This window comes from Streptomyces sp. NPDC059247, assembly GCF_042754005.1.
Taxonomy (GTDB): domain Bacteria; phylum Actinomycetota; class Actinomycetes; order Streptomycetales; family Streptomycetaceae; genus Streptomyces.
This window is the reverse complement of the sequence record NZ_JBHYZW010000001.1, coordinates 394,808-416,144: the sequence shown is the minus strand read 5'-3', so window position 1 is coordinate 416,144 and position 21,337 is coordinate 394,808. Positions and strand designations below refer to the sequence as shown.

The window sequence follows — 21,337 nt, the reverse complement described above, 5'->3', positions numbered from 1 at the left end:
CGTCCGCTATTCGGATCTAGATTCCGCTGCTGTCACCATGAGGTGACCATTCGCCAGGCTCCACGGGAAGGAATTCTCATGTCCGAGAACATGACGCAGGACCTCTTCGACATCGACCTCACCGAGACCGCCATCCAGGACTTCGCGACGGACAGCGCCGCGGGCGCGATCTCCGGTGAGGAGTCCTGCTTCCGCACCTGCACGACCTGTGCGATCTGCTAATAGCAGCAGCTCAGGGGCTGGTTCCGGCGGCGCCTCGCGCTACCGGAACCAGCCCGCGCGAGGGGGCGGAACCAGAAGGGGATGCCCTTTCGGACACCGGGCGAGGGTAGGGAAGGGCACGATCTCCGCGACCCCGGCGTAACCGTTGACACGGCCGAATGACCTCGGCGACGCTTCCCGGTGCGTCTGCAGAGAAGAATGCGCGCCGCTCATTCCCCAAGGGAAATGGCGACGCGCCATTTCCCTTGCCGAATTCCTCGGATGCAGATGGCCGATATGTGCGCGAATACGCGCTCCACTTCCGTGACGGCTCCCGCACGCCTCTTCCCGTGACTCCGCCGCCCGATATCCGGGGCGACCTGCCGGGTACCGCCCCGCCCAGTGGGTACCGCCCGTCCGGTCACCCGGGAACGCCCCGGGACTGACGGGACTCCCGCGCGCTCCTGGCGCCGACGGCTGTACGGTGCACCCCCAGCCCCTTCCATGCCATGCCATGCCATGCCATGCCATGGATCGTCGCTCCGGCGCCGCGTGGCAGCCGGTCCGCCGCTCCCCCGGACGCTGGAACCGAGTACGGGCGGGTGAAGACCACCGGCATACCGACGATCGGCCCTGGCCTCGCGCCGCTGGGCCCGTAGCTACGCCTCGACGACACCGCGCGGCGCCGGGCGATGCGAGGTCGGCGCTCACCATCGAGCGCGAGGGCAGGGACCGGACTTGTTCCGTTCGGAGGCTTCCGTCAGGGCCGGGGTGCCGCGATCGAGCCGAGGAAGGCGTCGAGCATGGCGGTCTGTACGTCCTCGGGGAACCGGCCGGGGTCGAAGAGGGCCTGCACGACGAGACCGTGGGTGAAGGCGACCGCGGTGGCGGCGAGCTGTTCCGGGTCGGCGTTCGCGGGCAGTTCGCCCTGTCGACGGGCGGCTTCGAGGTGCGGCCGGAGCGACGCGCGCAGCCGGGTGTAGCGGCCGGCCTGGTCCTGGGCGAGTCCGTCGTCGGCGAGGGCGAGGTCCCAGGAGCTGACCCAGATGCGGTTGCGGGCGGTGTCGCCGGAGGTCAGCGGCAGGATGTCCAGCAGCATGGCCCGTACGGTGGCGAGGCCCTCGGCGGGACGTTCACGACGAGGGCGTTCCGCGGTGCGCTTCTCCAGCAGGTCCAGGGCGTGGGCGATCAGGGCCCGCTTGGCCGGGAAGTAGTGCATGAGCATTCCCGTCGAGACGCCCATCGCGGCGGCGACGGCACGCAGGGTCAGCCCGCCGAAACCCTTGTCGGCGAGGACCTGCCACACCGCTTCGGAGACGTCCTCGCGGCGGGCTTCACGGTCTCCGGGTGCGGGTGCCATGCTGCTACCTTACCTACCGAACGCTCGTTACGTACCTGTAGTGGAAAGTGAGGCAGCCCGTGTTCGTACTGCCGCTCGGCGACGACGCGCAGCTCCGCCCCTTGGAGCCCCGGCACGCGCGGGAGTTCCTCGCCCACATCGACCGTTCCCGCCCTCATGTGGACCCGTGGATCCCCTGGGCGACGTTCAGCGCCGATCTCGCCTCCGCGACCTCCGTCCTCCAGGGGTACGCCGACAAGCAGGCGGCGGACTCCGCCCGGATCTACGGGATCTGGCGGGACGGCACACTGGTGGGCGGCGTCATGTTCACCTCGTTCGACGCGGCCTCCGGGGTCTGCGAGATCGGCTGCTGGCTGGAGGCGGACGGGGCCGGGCGCGGGCTGGTGACCCGGGCGTGCCGGGCGCTGATCGACTGGGCCTTCGGGGAACGCGGGATGACCCGGGTCGAGTGGTGGGTCGCGACGGGCAACACCCGCAGCGTCGAGGTCGCGCGACGGCTCGGCATGACCCGCGACGGTGTGCTGCGGCGGCGCTCCTCCTACCAGGGTGCCCGGCGGGACATCGAGGTCTGGTCGGTCCTCTCCGAGGAGTGGCCGGTGGAGGCGGCCGGGACTCCCGGGGCCGACGTCAAGGCCGAGCTCGACCGGCTGATGGACGCCTTCTTCGGCGCGTTCACCAACACCGACGGCCGGAGGCCGGACGTCGGCGGCGTCCGCGAACTGTTCCTTCCCCAGGGTGTGATCGTCTCGAACACCGGCGAGGAGCCCGTGGTCTACGGGCTCGACGCGTTCGTCGAGCCCCGCGAGAGGATCCTCACCGACGGGACGCTGACGGAGTTCTCCGAATGGGAGGTCTCCGAGCGGACCGAGGTGTCCGGGCCGATCGCGCACCGGTTCAGCGAGTACCGCAAGTCCGGTTTCCGCGAGGGCGAGTGGTTCGAGGGCTCGGGCAACAAGACCACCCAGTTCGTCCGGACGCCGGTCGGCTGGAGGATGGTCTCGATGACCTGGTACGACGACGACGTATAGGCACGGCGTCGTCGTACTCCGCCCGCTCGGGTGCCGGGAGCCGACCGGGCCCCTGCCGGTCGCGCCGGAGCCGAGACGCCTGAGCATCACCGGCAGCAGCGGCCCGATCGTCGCGGCCCGCCCACCCGGCCGAGGCGAGCCGGTCCCCCACCCGGCCCCCGGAAACGAATCAGAGGGCCGTTCAGATCCCTCTGAACGGCCCTCTGATTCTCCGACTTCGAAAAGTCGGGACGACAGGATTTGAACCTGCGACCCCTTGACCCCCAGTCAAGTGCGCTACCAAGCTGCGCCACGTCCCGTTACCCGTCTGACCTGGGGTTTCCCTGGCCCGGCGTGCATGAGAACAATACCGCACTTTCCCTGGTGGTCACGAACCCCTTTCCGGACGGTGGGGTGTCGGGGTCAGAGCAGGCCCTCCTCGCGGCGGTGGATCTGTTCCACCAGCTCGGCGGCCATCGCCTTGATCGTCTCCAGTCCCGCGCGCCCCCAGGCCCGTACCTCGGTGTCGAACACGCAGACGGCACCGAGGGCGACCCCCGTGCGGTCGATCAGCGGGGCCCCCATGTACGAGCGGACGCCGATCTCGTCCACCACCGGGTTCCCCGCGAAGCGCGGGTAGTCGCAGACGTCCTCCAGGACCAGCGCCTTGCGGCGTACGACCACGTACGGGCAGTAGCCCCGGTCGCGGGCCAGTTGGCGGCCCAGGCTGCCCGCCGCCGCAGCGCCCGCCGCCGCCGCGCCCAGGTCGCTGCCCGAGAGGGTGCCCTCGGGGGTGTGGAGCCCCGCGAAGAACTGCCGGTTCTCGTCGATGAAGTTGACCATCGAGAAAGGCGCCCCGGTCACCTCGGCGAGCCGCTGCGCGAACGCGTCGAACGCCGGGTCCGCCCGCTCCCCCAGGCCCAGCTCGCGCAGCCGCCGGGCGCGGACCGGCGCCTCCCTGTCCACCGGGGTCAGCAGCAGGTGGCACGTGGGGTCGTACGTCATGGCATGGCTCCGTAGCTCGGTGCACCGGCCGGGAGGGCGGCGAGCAGGTACTGGACGAGGGTCAGCAGGGTGCGGATGCCGGAGCTGGACGTCCGGGCGTCGCAGAGCACCACCGGCACCTCCGGCCTGAGGTCGAGCGCGGCCCGCACCTCGTCCGGTTCGTACCGGAACGCACCGTCGAACTCGTTGACCGCGACGACGAACTGGATGCCCCGCCGCTCGAAGAAGTCCACCGCCGAGAAGCAGTCCTGGAGCCTGCGGGTGTCGACCAGCACGACCGCTCCGAGGGCGCCCTCGGAGAGCTCGTCCCACATGAACCAGAAGCGCTCCTGGCCCGGGGTCCCAAAGAGGTAGAGGACGTGCCGGTCGTCGAGCGTGATGCGGCCGAAGTCCATCGCGACGGTGGTCGTCGTCTTGGACTCCACCCCCACCAGGCTGTCGGTGGCCACGCTGATCGAGGTCAGCAGTTCCTCGGTGCTCAGCGGCGCGATCTCGCTGACGGCGCCCACGAGGGTGGTCTTGCCCACGCCGAAACCGCCCGCCACCAGGATCTTCAGCGCGGTGGGGAAGGTGTCGGTCGAGGGCTTTTCGTGGCGCTCAGAGCCGTCGTCGTAGGCCATCGAGCACTGCCTCCAGCAAGGAACGGTCGGTCGGATGGGCGTGGTGCAGCGGCGCGCGGGCGGTGAGCGCGCCGCAGTCCACGAGGTCGGAGAGAAGGATCTTGGTGACCACGGCCGGGAGGCGCAGGTGCGCCGCGATCTCGGCCACCGAGGTGGGGTTCTCGCACAGCCCGAGGGCCAGGCTGTGCTCGGGCCCCAGGTGGGCCTGCGGCGAGGCTCCGGTCGCCCTCACCATGGACAGCAGGTCCAGTGCGGTGGTCGGCTCGGTCCGGCCCCCGCTGACGGTGTACGGGCGGATCAGTCGACCCGCCGCGTCGTCGAGCCAGGGCCCTTCCGGGGGCAAGGTCACGCGGGCTGTCCGTAGCCGCCCATCACACCGGCCGCCTGCCGCGCGGGAGCGACCGCCGCCTGCCGCGCGGGAGTGACCAGGTAGGGCCGGACGCTCTTGACCAGCATCGCCATCTCGTACCCGAGGACGGCGGCGTCCGCCTCCCGTCCCGCGAGGACCGCGAGACAGGTGCCGGAGCCCGCGGTGGAGACGAAGAGGAGGGTGGAGTCGAGTTCCACGACGACCTGGCGGACCTCGCCGCCGTCGCCGAACCGGGCGCCCGCGCTGCGCCCGAGCGAGTAGAGGCCGGAGGCCAGGGCGGCCATGTGGTCGGCGGCGTCGGGGTCGAGGCCGTGGACGGATTTCACCAGGCCGTCGGAGGAGAGCAGGACCGCGTTACGGGTGTAGGGGACCCGCTGGACGAGTCCGCTCAGCAACCAGTCGAGGTCCGAGGAATGGCCGGTCGGCACACTGCTCGCCATGGTGCATCTACTCCTTGCGCGCGTCGCCGGGGAGCGACGGTTCGTGGGGGGTCGGCTGGGATTCGGCGAGACCGATGCCGCGCTGGAACGCGGCCATCAGGCCGGGGTCGTGCAGGGCGTGGTCCTCGGGCTTGCGGACCAGGGGTTCGTCACGCAGTTGGGGCGCGATGTGTTCCTGGGCGCGTCGCCTGGGGAGCAGGGGCCGTCCGCGGTCCGCGGGCGCTGTGGGGAGCGGCGCGAGGAGGGATGCGGGCGGCCCCGTACGGGCGTCGTCGGACCGGGTGGGGGCGGCGGCGGGGGTACGGGTGTGGTCGGGGCGGCCGGAGGGGGCCGGGGTGCGAAGGGGCTCCGGGTACCCGCCGGGCGCGGGGGTGCGCGGGGGGTCGTCGTAGGTGTCGGCCGTGGGGGTAGGGGGCTGCTCGCCGTATCCGCTCCTCCTCGGGGTGCGGGCGGGCTCCGGGTGGCGGTGGGGGGTGGGGGCCGGAGGGGGGGCGGGGGTCTGGGGCGCGGGCCTCGGCGGGGGGGCCGAGGTGGTCGGCGCCGGGCTCTGGCCCGGTACGGACGCCGGGGGGACGGGGTGGGCGGAGGTCCGGTGCTCGGGTGTGGGCAGACAGTCGGCGTCGGTGCCGAGGAGGCCCTGCGGGAGGACGAGGACCGCCTGGACACCGCCGTAGATGTTGGACTGGAGGCGGGCGGCGATGCCGTGGCGACGGGCCAGGGCGGAGACGACGAACAGTCCGATGCGGCCGTCCTGGAGCAGGTGCGCGGCGCTGACCTGGTCGGGGTCGGCGAGCAGGGTGTTCATCCTGGCCTGTTCGGTGACGGGCATACCGAGACCGCGGTCCTCGACCTCGATCGCGAGGCCGGCCGAGACGTACTGCGCGCGGAGCAGGACGGTGGTGTGCGGCGCGGAGAAGAGCGTGGCGTTCTCGACCAGTTCGGCGAGGAGGTGGATGACGTCGGCGACGGCGTGTCCGCGGAGGGTGCCGTCGATCGGCGGGACCAGTTTCACCCGGGGGTACTGCTCGACCTCGGCGATGGAGGAGCGCAGCACCTCGGTCATGCTGACGGGGTTCGACCACTGGCGGCGGGAGACGGCGCCGCCGAGCACGGCCAGGTTCTCGGCGTGCCGACGGACCCGGGTCGCCAGGTGGTCGACGTGGAACAGGCCCTTGAGCAGGTCGGGGTCCTCGACCTCGTTCTCCAGTTCGTCGAGGAGCTGGATCTCGCGGTGGACGAGGGACTGCAGGCGTCGGGCGAGGTGGACGAAGACCTCGACCTTCTGCTCGTTGCCGGTGGGACCGGCGAGCTTCGCGGCCTGGACGACGGCGGCCACGGCGGCTTCGTGGGAGCGGGCCAGTTCCCGGGCGAGCAGGTCGAACTCGTCGTCTCCCGGGCCGTTCGGCGGAAGGGCGGCGCGGGCCGGGAGCTGCTCCCCCTTGCTCAGGTGTTCGACGATGGCGCGGAGTTCGGACTGTCCCCTGGCGCCGGAGCGGCGCAGGGCTTCGCAGCGGTCGCGCACGGCCCTCGCGGCGCGGTCCGCGCCGAGCGCGGCGGCGGTCACCGAGGCGACGGTGAGCGCGGCGGCGCCGGTGAGCGCGATCCAGAGGCCGGAGGTGGGTTCGGCACCGGTGGAGCGGATGGTGAACAGCACGGCCGCCGCCCAGCCGAGCGCCACCGCGACGGCCGGGAGCACCGAGGTGCGCAGGAGCTGGGGGCGTATGCGGGCTTCCGTCGTGTGCGACGCGGGGGGTTGCACCTGGGGGGTGGTGCCGCCGGAGGCGGGCCGGGCGCCTGTCCGGCCGTGCCGCCCGCCCTCGCGGCGATCGGACCGCGGGGCGGGTGCGCGAAGTTGAGACATGAGTGTCCTTGGTACGTGCCCAGGAATCGGCGTTGCGGGGGTCGCTGAGGGTCGCTGAGGGTCGATTCTTCACGAGGTGGACGACGGGGTCCGATGAACCTACCGATGATCACCGACCACACACTGTAGTCGCCAACCGTTCACGCGGGATGCGCAGTTGGCAAACTCACCCGTAGAGCTGCCTCGTCTGGTATCGCCGCTCGCACGGCTGACCGAGAACACCGGCCGAAAGCGAACGGCATGGCCGGGAAGAGTCGCTCGGACGGGCGGGGACGGGCGGGGACGACGGAGGGCGGAGGTGCCGTCGCACCTCCGCCCTCTGCGGAAATCACCCCTGCCCGGGGTTTCGTACGCCCCTGGGGCGGGACCGGACCGACCTGGTCCGCTTCTCGTGTCAGGGGGTGCGCGCGGCCTCCGGGGCGCCCCGTCCGGAGTCCGCACCGGGACCCTCGGGGGAGGTCCCGGCCCCTGTGGAGGCCTTCTCGTCCGCGTCCGCTCCGGCCGCACCCCTGGGGTGACCGTCACTCTCCGTGACGCTCGCGGCGTCCCATCCGCCCTGCGGGGTCTTGGCGACCGGCCGCCACCACGGGGCGTCCGGCAGCCGCTCCGCGCCGGGCTCGAAGGGCTGGCCGGGGATCGGCAGGGCGATGCGCTGGGCGGCCCCGGCGGCGGCCGTCACCGTGCCCTCCCCCGGCTCGGCCCACGGGTGCGGGGCCAGGTTGAAGGTGCCCCAGTGGATCGGCAGCATCACTCCCGCGGGACCGCCGCCCTGGAGGTCCAGATGGGCCCGCATCCCCTCCTCGGGCGTCATGTGGATGTCGGTCCAGAACTCCGAGTAGGCGCCGATCTGGATCATGGTGGCGTCGAAGGGTCCGTGGGCCGCGCCGATGTCCTCGAAGCCCGGGAAGTAGCCCGTGTCGCCGCTGTGGAAGACACGGTGCTCGGGCCCGGCGACCACCCAGGACGCCCACAGGGTCATCTGGCGGTTGCGCAGGCCCCGGCCGCAGAAGTGCCGGGCGGGGGTGGCGGTCAGGCTCAGGTCGCCGATCGCGGTGGACTCGTTCCAGTCCAGCTCGCGCAGCCGGGAGGCGGGGACGCCCCAGCGTTCCAGGTGCGCTCCCACGCCGAGCGGCACCGCGAAGACGGTGTCGGTGGCGGCCAGCTCCTTGATCGTCGGCAGGTCCAGGTGGTCGTAGTGGTCGTGCGAGATCACGACGACGTCGACCGGGCCGAGCGCGGCGAGCGGCGCGGGCACGGGGTGGAGGCGCTTCGGCCCCGCGAACGGGAAGGGGGAGCAGCGCTCGCCCCAGACCGGGTCGAAGAGGACCCGGTGGCCGTCGATCTCGGCGAGGACGCCGGAATGCCCCATCCAGGTCAGCCGCAGGCCGGTGGCCGGGGGGCGGGCCAGGTCGGCGACGGTGGTGGGGTGGACCGGGATCGTGCCGGTGGGGGCGCGGCGCGAGCGGCCTTCCTTGTCGAAGTAGATCTTGGCGAACTCGACGCCGGAGCCGGAGGGGCCCCGGCGGGCCTGTTCGGGGTTCTGGAAGATTCCGTCCGCGAAGTTCGGCGAGCGCCGGATACGGGCGAGGCGCGCACCCGTGGGGTCCGCGCCGAAGGACTCGGGGCGCAGGGCGCGCAGCCGGGCGCGCGGCGAACGGTCGGAGCCGGTACCGGTCACAGGACCTCCTGATCTCTGGGGGTCGTTCCATTATGGGCGGCTCCCGCGAGGGACGACCGGGGCGGGCGGGGCGGGGAAGATCGTCGGCGGGGCGGTCAGGGTGGCCGGAGGGCGGTCGGCCGGGGTGCCGGGCCATCATCCATACTGAACCGCTGTTCAGTATGGGCCGCGGTCGGCAGGGACCGCGCACCCCGTCCCACCCGGAGGAGTCCCGTCATGAGTGCCGCCCCCCTGATGTCCGTCCGCTGGACCGATCATGTGACCGGGCGCCGGGGGTACCTCGTGGTGGACCGATTGGTGCGCGGGGTGGCCAGCGGCGGGCTGCGGATGCGGGAGGGGTGCACGGAGGCGGAGGTCGCCGGACTCGCCCGTGGCATGACCATGAAGGAGGCCCTGCACTACGACGAGACCGCCCGGTACGTGCCGCTGGGCGGCGCCAAGGGCGGCGTCGACTGCGATCCCCGCTCCCCCGAGGCGTACGGCGTGCTGGTGCGCTATCTGCGTGCGATGCGTCCGTACGTCGAGCGGTTCTGGACCACCGGTGAGGACCTGGGGCTCAGCCAGGACGTGGTGGACCGGGCCGTGGCCGAGGCGGGGCTCGTCTCCTCGGTGCAGGCCGTGTACCCGCTCCTCGACGACGAGGCCGCCGCCCGGAAGCGGCTCGCGGACGCCTTCGCGGTCCGGGTGGACGGCATGGGTCTCGACGCGCTGGTCGGCGGTCTCGGCGTCGCCGAGTCCGTGCTCGTCGCCCTCGACCGGGCCGGGCGGGAGCGCTCCGGGACCCGGGTGGCCGTGCAGGGGCTCGGCACGATGGGCGGGGCGACCGCCCGGTTCCTGGCGCGGGCGGGTCTCCTGGTGGTCGCCGTCGCCGACGTCCGGGGCACGATCGTGAACCCCGGGGGCCTGGACATCGAGGCCCTGCTCGCCGCCCGGGACGCCCACGGGACCGTCGACCGCGCGGTCCTGCGGCCCGGTGACCGGGAGGAACCCGGCGACGCCTGGCTCGCGGCCGACGCGGAGGTCCTGGTCCCGGCGGCCGTCTCGTACGCGATCGGCGCCGGGAACCAGGGCCGGATCACGGCCCGCTGGATCGCCGAGGCGGCCAACATGCCGGTCCTGCCGGACGCCGAGGAGGCGCTCACCGCGCGCGGTGTGACGGTCCTGCCCGACGTGGTCGTGAACTCGTGCACCAACGCCTGGTGGTGGTGGACGCTCTTCGGCGACATCGAGGCCGACGCCGACCAGGCCTTCGACCGGGTACGCGGAGCCATGCGGGCGCTCGTCGGCGGCACGCTCGACCGCGCGGAGGCGGACGGGACCAGCCCGCGCGCCGCGGCACACGCGCTGGTCGCGGAACGGCTGCCGGTGATCGCCGAGCGCTACGGCTGGTACTGAGCCCGTCGAAGGCGGTACGGGACCGGGCTCGCACGCCCTCGGCCGTACGGCCCCGGTCACACCGTCCGAAAAGGGCGGGTACGGGGCGCGTAACGGGCGGGAAGGGGTGGGTGTCGTGTGACGGACGATGCCCGGCAGACGCTTGTGATGATCATGCCATTGTCATGTGCTGTGTAGGCTGCCCGCGTGGCAAGAGTGCGGTTGAGCGTGGCCGAACGGCGGGAGGAACTGCTCCGGGCCGCCGTCGAGCAGATCGAGGCCCGGGGCGTCGCGGCCGTCCGGATCTCCGACGTCGCCACCGCGCTGGGCGTCAGCAACGCCCTGGTGCTCTACCACTTCTCCTCGAAGGAACAGCTGGTCGCGGCTGCCTTCACCCATGCCGCCGAGGGCGACCTCACCCGGCTCCGGCGGATCCTCCGGCGCCGCTCCAGCGCGGTGCGGCGGCTGCGCGCCGCCGTGCGCTGGTACGCCCCGACCGGACGGGCCAAGGGCTGGCGGCTGTGGATCGAGGGCTGGGCGGCCTCACTGCGCGACCCGGAGCTGCGCCGGGTCGCGCACACCCTCGACCGGGAGTGGAAGCGGGCGCTGGTGGAAGTGATCACGGAGGGGACCGCCGCCGGGGAGTTCCACTGCGCGGACCCGATGGCGGCGGCATGGCGGCTCACCGCCTTCCTCGACGGCCTCGCGGTGCAGACGACCGCCTACCCCGGGGGCCTCTCCCGCGCCGCGATGCTGCGCTGGGCGGACGCCGCGCTCGTCCGTGAACTCGGGCTCCCGGACTCCGGGAGCGACACCGGCGGCGGCACGTCCGCCGAGGAAGCGACCGTCACGACGGGCACGAGGGCGCCCGGCGGACCGGTCGAGGCCCCCGGCGCGCGCGGGCGCGCGTAACCGCCGGGGAGCGCGCGGGCCGACCGCCGGACCCGACCACCGGGACAAGAGCGGCCCGAGCGGCGGAATGTGATCGTCCGGCCGTCGGACCGACGGACCGACCGGCGCGGTGTCCGATCGCCTGACCGGCGACCGGCTGACGGCCGTCGTCGTCCGGTCGGTGCGCGGACCGGGGTGCGGCGTCTGCCGGACGGTCGGCCGACGGACCGCACCGGGGCGGGAACCGGCGGGCCGTCACGGCGGGAGCGGCCTCGGGGCGGACCGCCGACGCGTGACCGCCGCACCGGGCCTCAGGCCCGGTGGCCCACCGATGTCCGAGGGCCGTGCGACCCACCGCCCGGCTCGCCCATGGCCGTATCGTCGGGCCCGGTCCGCCGCCCGGTCCGCCCGTGGCCCCCGCCGGTCCGGGGCGACCGCTCGTGGCCGTTCCCGGTTCAGATCAGTTCGAAGACCGCCGAGACCGTGATCTGCTCCTCGATCTCGCCGGGCGCCAGCGGCACGCTCGGCCCGTCGGCGGACATGCCGGGCGCGGCGCCGGGGCTCGGGCGGACCGACTCGCCCTCGCTGAGGGAGACCAGGCGGCCGAGCCGGTGGCCGCTCAGCCGGGCGTGCTGCTCCGCCTTGTCGTGCGCGTCCCGGTAGGCCGCCTCCCGGGCCTTCACCCGGAGCGAGGTGGGGTCGGCGACGTCGAAGACGACTCCGTTGATCCGGCCCTCCTCCCCCGTGGCGTCGTTGACGGCGCCGACGACATGGCCCGTCCGGTCGATGTCGCGGACCTTCACGGAGAAGGTCTGGCCCGCCTGGTAGCCGGTCACCTTGCTCTCCCCCTCGGTGTTCTGGGTGTAGACCGGGGCGAGCGAGAGGCTGTCGGTGCGGATGTCCCGCTCGTCGATCCCCTGTCTGCGCAGGACGTCCAGAAGGGCCTCCGACGCCGTGCTCTGGGCGGCCATCGCCTCCTTCGCGGTCTTGCGGGTGGCCTCGACGCCGACGGAAAGGACCGCCAGGTCGGGCGCGGCGGCGGCCCGTCCGTTGCCGGTGACGGAGACCGTCGCGGGCGTCTCCGCCGGGGTCGTGGCACGGAGGGCGGACCGCTCGGGCGTGGCGGCCAGGGCGGGGGCGGCGGTGCCGACGAGGAGGCCGCCGAGCACGGCGGTGGCGGCGAGCAGTCGGGCGGTACGGGCGGCGCTGGGCCGTCGGATCGTCACGGTCGGTCCCTTCGGAATGGGTGCCGGGGCTCCGGCGGGCACATCCCAGCACCCGGCGCCGCCGCCACCCGTACGCCACACCTGGCAACGGTCTCCTTCACCCTTCCGCGTGAACCGTGCTGTCCGCTCCCAGCCGGTTCGTCCCGAACGGACGGTCCGGCCCCGGCCGGGTGCTCAGGTCTCGACGAGCGGCCGGTAGGCGTCGGCGCCCAGTCCGAAGGTCCAGGCGACTCCTTCGCGGGCGGTCCGGGTGGCGGGCGGCACCCGGAGCCAGTAGGTGCGGTGGCTGCCGTCCGGCTCGGGCGTGGAGTTGACGACCTCGACCATCACCACGTCCTCGTCGCCGTCCAGGGCGATCCGCCAGAGCCTGCCGGTTCCGTCGCGGTGCTGGTGCCGGGCGCCGGAGGCGGCGAGGTAGCGGTCGTAGCCGTAGTGCTCCAGCATCACGCGCCTCAGTTCGGCGTTCTCCTCCTCCCGTATCCGCTCGGGGGTGAGGTCGGCGAGCCCGGCGAGGAAGTCGGCGGGCACGGGCATACCGTGCCAGGCGTGCAGGGCGAAGCCGTCGGCGAAGGACAGCGCGGGCCCGTCGCCCCGGTCGAGGCGCCCGGCTTCGTCGCGGTGCAGGGTGACGGGCCGCTCGCAGAGCACGACCGCGTTCTCGTAGGGCCACCACCAGCCCGCGTGCTCGGCCACGGCGGCGAGACCCGCGAGCCGGTCCCCGTGTCCTTCGAAGGCGACGAGCCAGGCGGCGTCGTGCTGGCCCAGCACCGCGTCGAGCAGCAGGAGGCGGGCGTCACCCGTCTCCCGCGTCCGCTCCTCGCCCGCGAAGGCGTCCGTCACCCCGGTCCGTATCCGGTCGGCGAGCATCCGGGTGAGGTCCCACAGGACGGCCCCGGTGCTCCGCCAGTGGGCGGCCCAGCCCGCCGGGCCGAGCGCGTCGTGGAGGCGGCGGCGCTCCTCGGCCCACGGCCGGGTGCGCACCTCGTCCCGTACCGAGCGGCCCCGGTCCGCCAGGGTCGGCACGAGGGTGACGGCGGCCAGCGGCGAGTCCGCCCAGACGAAGCGCTCCGGCTCGGGGAGTCCCGCCGTGCGGTAGGCGTGCCGGACTCCCGCTTCGGCAGCCGCCCGGTCGGCGGGCCCGGTGGCCGCGGCGACGGACCGCCACTTGTCGAGTGCGGTGGTGTGGTTCATGTCGGTGTCCCCCCAGGTCTCTGTCCGGCCGGGTCTCGGCCGGGTCTTGTCGGAATCTCGGAATCTCTGCCGGGTCCCCACCAGGTGGCGGCTCGGCCGGGCCCCTGATCGGCCAGGACCCGGTCGGGCTTCGAGCGCGGCCGGGTCCCGGCCGGGCCTCAGCGGATCGCCGCTCAGGCGGGCCCCCGGCCGGTCAGTCCGCGACGATCCGGTACGCGCCGGGCACGTACTCCCGCTGGCGCACCACCCGGTACCAGCCCTTCGGCAGCGCTATCGGCGCGTGCTCCTCGTGCACCACCCGGCCGCCCTCGGGCAGTTCGAGCAGGAGCGGGCCGAAGGGGCCCGGTTCCCTGACGAGCCGTCCGGGTCCGGGGACGGCGTGGGCGTGCCGGGTGACCTCGCCGAGGGCGAGGACCATACGGCCCCTGGCGTCCCTGGGTTCCCCCGGGGCGGTCCTGGCGCGTGCCGGAACGGCCGTCGCGTCGACGGGCGCGATCAGTACGTCTCCCTGCCGGTACATGGCTCTCCCCTTCCCCGTCCGGCACCGGTGGCCGGACATGGGAACGACGCTAGGGCCCGGCACTGACAATCGGCTCCGGGCCGACCCTCCGGGGGCGTTGTCAGCGGCGCTTGGTACAACTCTTGGCGTCAGTCGATCCACGGCGTACGTCGTGCGCCATCTGTCGTCCGGGAGCGCAGTCATGACCATTGGCCACCACTTGCAGGAGTTCCACGGCCTGCCCGTGTTCGAGTTCCCGGACGCGGAAGCCCGGGTCGAGCTGCCCGACGCGGGCGCGGTCGCCTGGCGGATCTCCTCCCCCACGTACTGCGGCCCCCGGGACGAGCCGTGGGGGCCGCGCTTCGAGCGGTTCCTGAAGGCGGTCGACGCGGGCCGGGTGCGGGCCCTCGTGGTCGGCGGCTGGAACGAGGCGTACGACACCTCGTCGGCGGAGGTCGTGACGGCGCTGATCGGCGCCAACGACCGGCTCTCCGGGCTCGAAGCGGTCTTCCTCGGCGACATGGTCATGGAGGACTGCGAGATCTCGTGGATCGTCCAGTCCGACGTGACGCCGCTGCTGGCCGCCTACCCGGAGCTGCGCGGACTCGGTGTGCGCGGTGGCACGGGTCTGGTGTTCCCGCCGGTCCGGCACACCGGTCTGCGGGGGCTGAGGGTGGAGACGGGCGGTCTGCCCGCCGAGGTGGTGCGCGGGATCGCGGGCAGCGACCTGCCCGCCCTGGAGGACCTGGAACTGTGGCTCGGCACCGACGAGTACGGCGGCGACGGCACGACCGAGGACCTGGCCCCGGTGCTCGACGGGGCGTCGTTCCCGGCGCTGCGCCGACTGGCTCTGCGCAACAGCGTGATCCAGGACGAACTGGCCGCCGCCGTGGCGAGCGCCCCGGTGGTCGCCCGGATCGAGCGGCTCGACCTCTCCATGGGGGTGCTCACGGACGAGGGCGCGACGGCGCTGCTCGAAGGGCAGCCGCTGACGCACCTCACCCACCTGGACCTCTCCCACCACTACGTCTCGGACTCGGTGCGGCTGCGGGTGCTCGCCGGGCTCGAACCGCACGGTGTGACCGTCGATCTCAGTGACGAGCAGGAGCCGGAGGAGGACGACGAGGACGGCGACGTCTTCCGGTACGTCGCGGTCGCCGAATGACCGCCCGCCCGCGCCTCGTGGTCGTCGGTGATCCGGCGGGCCGTCGTGTCGCGTTCTTCCAGGACGCGCTGCGGGCCGCCGGACTGCCCGAGGCGCGGGCGGTGTCCTGGCCCGAAGTGCTGCGCGGCACGGCCCGGTTCGCGGCGGGCGAGATCGTGCGGCTGGACTCGCCCGGGGAGGACCCGGAGGCCGACCGGCTGCTGCGGGGGCTCGACGATCCGGCGCGGGTCGAGGGCACCGGCCGCTGGTACGCGCGGTTCGTCGCCGGGGCGGCGGACCTCGGCCGGACCGTGGCCGAGGCGGGCGCCACGCTGGTGGACGATCCGGCGGAACTGGCGTTCCTGTTCGACAAACGGCTGTCCCACGGTCTGCTCCGCGCGGCCGGAGTGCCGGTGCCCGAGTCCCCGACGTCGGGGCCCGCCGCTCCTGCGGTGCGCGGCTGGGCGGACCTCAGGGAGCTGACCGGGCGGCCTGGGCTGCGCCGGGTGTTCGTGAAGCCCGCGCACGGCTCGTCCGCCTCGGGGGTCCTCGCGGTCGAGACGAACGGCGCGGGACGGTGCCAGGCCACCACGTCGGTGGAGCGCGGGCCCGGCGGGCGGCTGTTCAACTCGCTGCGGGTCCGGCGCTACACGCGCGAGGACGAGATCGCCGCGATCGTGGACGCCCTGGCTCCTGACGGTCTGCACGTCGAGCGGTGGCTGCCGAAGGCGGCCCAGGGCGGCCGGGCGGCCGATCTGCGGGTGGTCGTCGTCGACGGGCGGGCCACCCACGCCGTGGTGCGCACCAGCCGCTCGCCCATGACCAATCTGCACCTGGGCGGTGCCCGGGGCGATCTGGCGGCGGCGCGGGACGCGATCGCCGCGGCGGGCGGACGGTGGACGGACGCGCTGGAGGTGTGCGAGCGGGCCGCCTCGGTCTTCCCCGGCACCCGGTGCGTGGGCGTGGACCTGCTGCCCGGCTCGGGCTGGCGCCGGTTCGCCGTGGGCGAGGTCAACGCCTTCGGCGATCTGCTGCCCGGTCTCACGGGGCTGCCCGGCAGCGGCGCCGAGGGCCTCGACACCTACGCGGCGCAGGTCGCCGCCCAGTTCCCCGACTTCCGTCCACCGCGAGGGGTCCCGGCTCCGGGGCACCACGACCGCACCACAGGAACGAGCACCACGTGAACGAGCACCATGTGAAGCAGCGGCATCACGTGCCCCGGCCCGACATGAACACGATCGTCGGAAGCCACGACCTGCTCCTGGTCACCCTCGACACGCTCCGGTACGACGTGGCGGCGGAGCTGGCCGCCGAGGGCCGCATCCCGCACCTGGCCCGGCATCTGCCCGGCGGGGTCTGGGAGCGGCGGCACGCACCGGGCAGCTTCACGTACGCCTCGCACCAGGCGATCTTCGCGGGGTTCCTGCCGACGCCGACCGGCCAGGGGCCGCATCCGCGCCTGTTCGCGGCGCGTTTCGCGGGCAGCGAGTCGACCGCCGACGGCACCTGGGTCCATGACACCCCGGACTTCGTCTCGGCCCTCGCGGACGCGGGCTACCGCACGGTGTGCGTCGGCGGGGTCGGCTTCTTCGACAAGCGGCCGCCGCTCGGGAGCGTGCTGCCGGACCTGTTCCAGGAGAGCCACTGGGAGCCGTCGTTCGGCGTGGCCTCCCCGACGTCCTTCGAGTCGCAGGTGGCGCGCGCCGAGGAGGTCGTCGCCGCCCTGCCGCCCGAGCGGAAGCTCTTCCTCTTCGTCAACGTGTCCGCGCTGCACCAGCCCAACTGGTTCCATCTGCCGGGCGCGACCCGCGAGACAGGCGACTCCCGGGCCACCCACGCGGCGGCGCTGGAGTACGTCGACCGGCACATCGGGAGGCTGTTCGAGGCGATGAGCAGCCGCCGCCCGTGCTTCGCGGTCGTCTGCTCCGACCACGGCACGGCGTACGGGGAGGACGGATACACCGGCCACCGCCTCGGCCACGAGGTGGTCTGGACCGTCCCGTACGCGCAGTTCGCGCTGGCGGGCCCCGGACGGGGGGCCACGGCATGACGGACGACGCCCTCCGCCCGTACCGCGCCTATGTGTACGCGTACCCGCACAAGACCGCGTACCGGCCGCTGCCCGATACGACGCCCCCGCTCGCCGCGCTCTGGGCGGACCAGCCGAAGGACGCGCTCTCCCTCTACGCGCACATACCGTTCTGCGAGGTCCGCTGCGGGTTCTGCAACCTCTTCACCCGTATCGGCGCCCCGGACGAGCTGACCGCCCGCTACCTCGACGCGCTCGACCGGCAGGCCACGGCGGTGCGCGAGGCCCTCGGGGACGGGTCCCCGGTGCGGTTCGCCACGGCCGCCTTCGGCGGCGGCACGCCGACCTTCCTCACCGCCGCCGAGCTGGAGCGGCTCTGCGACATCGCGGAGAAGCGCATGGGGGCCGATCTGCGGGCGATACCCCTGTCCGTGGAGACCTCGCCCGCGACGGCGACCGCCGACCGGCTCGCGGTCCTCGCCGAGCGGGGCGCGACCCGGCTCAGCATCGGGGTGCAGAGCTTCGTGGAGGCCGAGGCGCGGGCGGCGGTCCGGCCGCAGCGCCGCGCCGACGTGGAGGCGGCGCTCGGCCGCATCCGGGACACCGGTGTGCCGGTGCTGAACATCGACCTGATCTACGGGATCGACGGGCAGACGGAGCGGAGCTGGCGCGCCTCGCTGGACGCGGCCCTCGCGTGGGAGCCGGAGGAGCTGTATCTGTATCCCCTGTACGTCCGGCCGCTGACCGGGCTCGGCCGGCTCTCGGCGGCCGAGCGCGGGGCCGCCGACCTGGAGTGGGACGCGCACCGGCTGCGCCTGTACCGGTACGGCCGCGACCACCTCCTGGCACGGGGGTACGCGCAGGTGTCGATGCGGATGTTCCGGCGGGCGGACGCGGCGCCGTCGGGCCCCGACGACCACGCCTGCCAGACCGACGGGATGATCGGCCTGGGCTGCGGGGCCAGGTCGTACACCTCGGAGCTCCACTACTCCTTCGACTACGCGGTGGACATGCGGGAGATCCGCTCGATCATCGACGTCTACACGGGGACGGCGGACTTCTCCCGCGCGGAGGTCGGCAGACGGGTGGACGCCGGGGAGGCCCGTCGCCGTCATCTGCTGCAGTCGCTGCTCCAGGCCGAGGGGATGCCGGTGGCGGGGTACGAGGAGCGGTTCGGTTCCTCGCCGTTCGCGGACTTCCCCGGGGAGCTGGCCCGGTTCGAGGCGCTGGGCTGGCTGGACGCGGGGGCGCCCGAGGGGCTGCTGCGGCTGTCGCCGGAAGGGCTCGCGCACTCCGACGGGCTCGGCCCCGAGCTGTTCTCCCCCGCCGTGCGGGCGGCGATGGCCGCGTACGAGCCGAAGTAGGAGGATTCCGTGGACCTGACCCTGCTCTACCGGGGGCCGCTCGCCTCCTGCGACTTCGACTGTCCCTACTGTCCCTTCGCCAAGCGCCGGGACAGCAAGGAGCTGCTGCGCGCGGACCGGGCGGCGCTCGACCGGTTCACCGGGTGGGCGGCCGACCGGGCCGAGGACCGGCTGCGCGTGCTGTTCACCCCGTGGGGCGAGGGCCTGGTCCGGTCCTGGTACCGGCGGGCGCTGGTCGATCTGTCCCGGCTCGCGCACATCGAGCGGGTGGCGATCCAGACCAATCTGAGCTGCCGGACCGACTGGCTGGCCGAGGCGGACCGGGAGAGCGTGGCGCTCTGGTGCACGTACCACCCCGGGCAGACTCCGTACGAGCGGTTCCTCGGCAAGTGCGGGGAGCTGGCGGACCTCGGGGTCAGGTTCAGCGTCGGGGTGGTCGGGCTGCCCGAGCACCTGGAGCACGCGCGGCGGCTGCGGGAGGCGCTGCCGCCGCACGTGTACCTGTGGGTGAACGCGGCCGAGGGGCACGCGTACACCGACGCGGAGGCCTCGCGGTGGACGGAGCTGGACCCCCTCTTCCCGTACAGCAGACGGCCGCACCGGTCGGCGGGGCTGCCCTGCCGCACCGGGGAGTCGGTGATCTCGGTGGACGGTGAGGGGACGGTCCGGCGCTGCCACTTCGTCCGCGCCGAGCTGGGGAACCTGTACGACGGTTCGTACCGTGCGGCCCTGCGGCCCCGCGCCTGCCCCCTCGCCGTCTGCGACTGCCACATCGGCTACGTCCATCTGGAGACGCTGCCGCTGTACGACGTGTTCGCCGGCGGGGTCCTGGAGCGCGTCCCCGCCGTGGTGCCGCTCAGAGGGGCATGAGGTCCGGGCGCTTGGCCTCGACGTGGTCGCCGGAGCTCTCGCCGCGCAGCCTGCGCCCGATCCACGGCACGAGGTACTCCTTCGCCCAGTGGATGTCGTCGCGCCGCACTTCGAGCGTGCCGCGCGGCGGGACCGGCGGCCAGGTCTGGTCCGGGTCGGCGGGCACCGGCAGCCCGAGGACCTGGGCGGCGCGCAGCGCGACCCGGGTGTGGCCCTCCGCCGAGAGGTGCAGCCGGTCGTCGTCCCAGGCGCGCCGGTCCTGCACGGACCGCAGCGACCACAGGTCGAGGACGGGGCAGTCGTAGCGGTCGGCGATGGACCGGACGTGGGCGGTGTACGTGGCGATCTTGCCGCGCAGGTGCTTGAGCACGGGCATGTCACGGGTGTCGAAGCCGGTGGTCACCATGACGGTGCCGACGGCGGAGGTCAGGTCGGCGACGGCGCGCTCGAAGCGCTCGGCGACGTCGTCGGGGTCCGTGCCGGGGCGGATGATGTCGTTGCCACCGGCGCAGAAGGTCACCAGGTCGGGGGCGAGTTCCTTCGCCCGGGGGACCTGTTCCGCCACGATCTGGTCGAGGAGGCGCCCGCGTACGGCCAGGTTGGCGTAGCGGAAGGCGTCGTGCTCCGGCAGCTGGTCGGCGAGCAGCACCGCGAAGCGGTCCGCCCAGCCGACGTACGTCCCGTCGGGCCCGGGGTCTCCGACGCCCTCGGTGAAGCTGTCACCGATCGCCGCGTACGACCCGAATGCGTTCTTGTCTGTTGATCTCGAATCGTCTGCCACGGGTCGACATCCTTCCCTTTCGGATGTGACCTACGCGACCGTAAGGAGGGGTTGACGCCGGGTGACATATGACACCGATAAAGAAATTGCCAAGCCGGAATACGCCGGAGGCCCGGCACCCACGGGTGCCGGGCCTCCGGTGGAGCGGGTGCGTCAGACGGAGACGCCGTGCTGGCGGAGGTAGGCCAGCGGGTCGACGTCGGAGCCGTAGCCCGGCGAGGTCCGGATCTCGAAGTGCAGATGGGGTCCGGTGGAATTGCCGGTGGAGCCGGAGAGGCCGATCTGCTGCCCGCCGGAGACCGCCTGGCCCGCCGAGACCGCGAGCGAGGAGAGGTGGGCGTACTGCGAGTAGTTGCCGTCGGCGTGCTGGATGACGACCTCGTTGCCGTAGGCGCCGCTCCAGCCCGCCGAGACGACCGTGCCCGCGCCGACGGAGCGGACGGTGGTGCCGGAGGAGGCGATGAAGTCGACACCGGTGTGGTAACCGGAGGACCACATGGAGCCGGAGGCGCGGTACGGGGTGGAGAAGCCGCCGCTGACGGGCTTGACCCAGCCGGAGGAGGAGGGGGAGGAGGGGGTCGAGGAGCCGGAGGACTGCGTCGTGGACGAGCCGGAGTCCGGGGTGGTGGCCTGGGCTGCCGGGCGCTCGGGGCTCCGGGTGGTGCGCGTGGAGTCGCCGGAGTCCCGGGCGGGGGCCTCGCTCCGGGTCTTCGGGGCGGCCTCGGCGGGGCTCTTCGGGGCGGCGGCGGGAGCGGTGCTCCGGGCGCCGAGGGTGAGCTTCATGCCGGGCAGGATGAACGAGGGGTTCTCGCCGACGACCTGGCGGTTGTCCGCGTAGAGCCGCTGCCAGCCACCGGCGAGGTGGTGCTCGGCGGCGATCTTCGAGAGGTGGTCGCCGCGGACGACGGCGTACGTCTTCGACGTGGCCGGGGCGGTGACCGGCGCCGCGGCGGGGGCCTGGGTCTGGGCGGCGGCGGTGACGGTCCGCGCGGGGGCGGCCGGGGCCGCCTGCTCGGCGGCGTGGGCCCCGGTGGCGCCGAGGAGCGGGAGGGCGACGACGGCGCCTCCCGTACCGGCGGCGGCGATGCCCCGGGTGAGGGGATTGTTCCTGGGACGGCGGTGCTTACCCTTCGCGGGCATGGCGAATTCCTCTCCGGCGCCTGCGAGGTGAGCTGTCGGGTTCGGACGGGAGATGTCCGGCCGCGCTCTCGCGCGACTTCACCCCGAGCCGTCCTGCGTCGCGGGACCGGCGTACTTCCTGGGTCCCCCGCTCCTGCCACGCTTGGGATGAGTGGGAATTCCGGACGGTGGCAGGATTCGGCGGTCCGACCGGATTGACGGTGACGCTAGACGAGCGTTTCGGTGCGAACAAGCCGATGCTTTATCAGTTCCGCTTCCGCTCGCTCCCGGGACCGGAATTCCGGTC

The 21,337-nt window shown here is 73.5% G+C and carries 21 protein-coding genes, 1 tRNA gene and 1 riboswitch; of the genes, 9 read left to right on the top strand and 13 right to left on the bottom strand.

What is annotated here, in order from left to right:
• Positions 1-78 precede the first annotated feature (78 nt).
• A complete protein-coding gene (locus tag ACFXGN_RS01860) occupies positions 79-222 on the top strand; it encodes a hypothetical protein (protein WP_384852017.1) in 144 nt (47 codons plus the stop codon).
• 739 nt (positions 223-961) lie between these two features.
• Here ACFXGN_RS01860 and ACFXGN_RS01855 read toward each other — a convergent pair.
• Positions 962-1,561: a TetR/AcrR family transcriptional regulator gene (locus ACFXGN_RS01855; protein ID WP_384852014.1), complete on the bottom strand. Its 600-nt coding sequence runs from the start codon at positions 1,559-1,561 to the stop codon at positions 962-964.
• A gap of 59 nt (positions 1,562-1,620) precedes the next feature.
• Here ACFXGN_RS01855 and ACFXGN_RS01850 point away from each other — a divergent pair, with 59 nt between their 5' ends.
• Positions 1,621-2,589, top strand: coding sequence for a GNAT family N-acetyltransferase (locus ACFXGN_RS01850; RefSeq protein WP_384852011.1), 969 nt, complete (start codon positions 1,621-1,623; stop codon positions 2,587-2,589).
• 225 nt (positions 2,590-2,814) lie between these two features.
• Here ACFXGN_RS01850 and ACFXGN_RS01845 read toward each other — a convergent pair.
• From ACFXGN_RS01845 to ACFXGN_RS01815, 7 genes are all read right to left on the bottom strand, one after another.
• Positions 2,815-2,888, bottom strand: a tRNA-Pro gene (locus tag ACFXGN_RS01845).
• 103 nt (positions 2,889-2,991) lie between these two features.
• Complete coding sequence (locus tag ACFXGN_RS01840) at positions 2,992-3,573, bottom strand: GAF domain-containing protein (protein WP_351791730.1); 582 nt, start codon at positions 3,571-3,573, stop codon at positions 2,992-2,994.
• On the bottom strand, positions 3,570-4,193 hold the full coding sequence (locus ACFXGN_RS01835; RefSeq protein ID WP_384852007.1) for an ATP/GTP-binding protein: 624 nt from the start codon (positions 4,191-4,193) through the stop codon (positions 3,570-3,572). The genes ACFXGN_RS01840 and ACFXGN_RS01835 overlap by 4 nt, the downstream gene beginning before the upstream one ends.
• Positions 4,171-4,542, bottom strand: coding sequence for a DUF742 domain-containing protein (locus ACFXGN_RS01830; RefSeq protein ID WP_384852004.1), 372 nt, complete (start codon positions 4,540-4,542; stop codon positions 4,171-4,173). Before ACFXGN_RS01830 ends, ACFXGN_RS01835 begins: the two co-directional genes overlap by 23 nt.
• Positions 4,539-5,003: a roadblock/LC7 domain-containing protein gene (locus ACFXGN_RS01825; protein ID WP_384852002.1), complete on the bottom strand. Its 465-nt coding sequence runs from the start codon at positions 5,001-5,003 to the stop codon at positions 4,539-4,541. The genes ACFXGN_RS01830 and ACFXGN_RS01825 overlap by 4 nt, the downstream gene beginning before the upstream one ends.
• A 7-nt stretch (positions 5,004-5,010) precedes the next feature.
• On the bottom strand, positions 5,011-6,864 hold the full coding sequence (locus ACFXGN_RS01820) for an ATP-binding protein (RefSeq protein WP_384851999.1): 1,854 nt from the start codon (positions 6,862-6,864) through the stop codon (positions 5,011-5,013).
• Positions 6,865-7,258: 394 nt separating this feature from the next.
• Entirely contained in the window at positions 7,259-8,542 is a 1,284-nt protein-coding gene (locus tag ACFXGN_RS01815) for an MBL fold metallo-hydrolase (RefSeq protein ID WP_384851996.1), read from the bottom strand.
• 216 nt (positions 8,543-8,758) lie between these two features.
• Here ACFXGN_RS01815 and ACFXGN_RS01810 point away from each other — a divergent pair, with 216 nt between their 5' ends.
• On the top strand, positions 8,759-9,937 hold the full coding sequence (locus tag ACFXGN_RS01810) for a Glu/Leu/Phe/Val dehydrogenase dimerization domain-containing protein (protein WP_384851993.1): 1,179 nt from the start codon (positions 8,759-8,761) through the stop codon (positions 9,935-9,937).
• Positions 9,938-10,123: 186 nt separating this feature from the next.
• Positions 10,124-10,828 carry a TetR/AcrR family transcriptional regulator gene (locus ACFXGN_RS01805; protein WP_384851990.1) on the top strand — a complete coding sequence of 235 codons (705 nt, stop codon included), beginning with the start codon at positions 10,124-10,126 and terminating at the stop codon, positions 10,826-10,828.
• Between the two features lie 434 nt (positions 10,829-11,262).
• Here ACFXGN_RS01805 and ACFXGN_RS01800 read toward each other — a convergent pair whose 3' ends face one another.
• The 3 genes from ACFXGN_RS01800 to ACFXGN_RS01790 all read right to left on the bottom strand — a co-directional run bounded on the left by ACFXGN_RS01800 (position 11,263) and on the right by ACFXGN_RS01790 (position 13,744).
• Positions 11,263-12,033 (bottom strand): SIMPL domain-containing protein, encoded by a 771-nt coding sequence (locus tag ACFXGN_RS01800; protein ID WP_384851988.1) that lies wholly within the window; start codon positions 12,031-12,033, stop codon positions 11,263-11,265.
• A 174-nt stretch (positions 12,034-12,207) separates the two neighbouring features.
• Complete coding sequence (locus ACFXGN_RS01795) at positions 12,208-13,224, bottom strand: DUF6745 domain-containing protein (protein ID WP_384851985.1); 1,017 nt, start codon at positions 13,222-13,224, stop codon at positions 12,208-12,210.
• A gap of 193 nt (positions 13,225-13,417) precedes the next feature.
• Positions 13,418-13,744: a hypothetical protein gene (locus tag ACFXGN_RS01790; protein ID WP_384851983.1), complete on the bottom strand. Its 327-nt coding sequence runs from the start codon at positions 13,742-13,744 to the stop codon at positions 13,418-13,420.
• 181 nt (positions 13,745-13,925) lie between these two features.
• Here ACFXGN_RS01790 and ACFXGN_RS01785 point away from each other — a divergent pair, with 181 nt between their 5' ends.
• From ACFXGN_RS01785 to ACFXGN_RS01765, 5 genes are read left to right on the top strand one after another with little or no spacing between them, the layout of a single operon-like run.
• A complete protein-coding gene (locus ACFXGN_RS01785) occupies positions 13,926-14,888 on the top strand; it encodes an STM4015 family protein (protein WP_384851981.1) in 963 nt (320 codons plus the stop codon).
• On the top strand, positions 14,885-16,051 hold the full coding sequence (locus ACFXGN_RS01780) for an STM4014 family protein (RefSeq protein ID WP_384851978.1): 1,167 nt from the start codon (positions 14,885-14,887) through the stop codon (positions 16,049-16,051). Before ACFXGN_RS01785 ends, ACFXGN_RS01780 begins: the two co-directional genes overlap by 4 nt.
• A 44-nt stretch (positions 16,052-16,095) precedes the next feature.
• Complete coding sequence (locus tag ACFXGN_RS01775) at positions 16,096-16,917, top strand: STM4013/SEN3800 family hydrolase (RefSeq protein ID WP_384853093.1); 822 nt, start codon at positions 16,096-16,098, stop codon at positions 16,915-16,917.
• On the top strand, positions 16,914-18,260 hold the full coding sequence (locus tag ACFXGN_RS01770; RefSeq protein ID WP_384851975.1) for an STM4012 family radical SAM protein: 1,347 nt from the start codon (positions 16,914-16,916) through the stop codon (positions 18,258-18,260). The genes ACFXGN_RS01775 and ACFXGN_RS01770 overlap by 4 nt, the downstream gene beginning before the upstream one ends.
• A gap of 9 nt (positions 18,261-18,269) precedes the next feature.
• Positions 18,270-19,130 carry an STM4011 family radical SAM protein gene (locus ACFXGN_RS01765; RefSeq protein ID WP_384851972.1) on the top strand — a complete coding sequence of 287 codons (861 nt, stop codon included), beginning with the start codon at positions 18,270-18,272 and terminating at the stop codon, positions 19,128-19,130.
• On the opposite strand, the gene ACFXGN_RS01760 is transcribed toward ACFXGN_RS01765, so the two are convergent.
• On the bottom strand, positions 19,117-19,911 hold the full coding sequence (locus ACFXGN_RS01760) for an SGNH/GDSL hydrolase family protein (RefSeq protein ID WP_384851969.1): 795 nt from the start codon (positions 19,909-19,911) through the stop codon (positions 19,117-19,119). The genes ACFXGN_RS01765 and ACFXGN_RS01760 overlap by 14 nt on opposite strands.
• A 153-nt stretch (positions 19,912-20,064) precedes the next feature.
• The gene (locus ACFXGN_RS01755) at positions 20,065-21,051 is read right to left on the bottom strand and encodes a peptidoglycan DD-metalloendopeptidase family protein (protein ID WP_384851967.1); all 987 of its coding nucleotides are present in this window, start codon (positions 21,049-21,051) and stop codon (positions 20,065-20,067) included.
• 4 nt (positions 21,052-21,055) lie between these two features.
• Positions 21,056-21,215: riboswitch (cyclic di-AMP (ydaO/yuaA leader) on the bottom strand.
• Positions 21,216-21,337 lie beyond the last annotated feature (122 nt).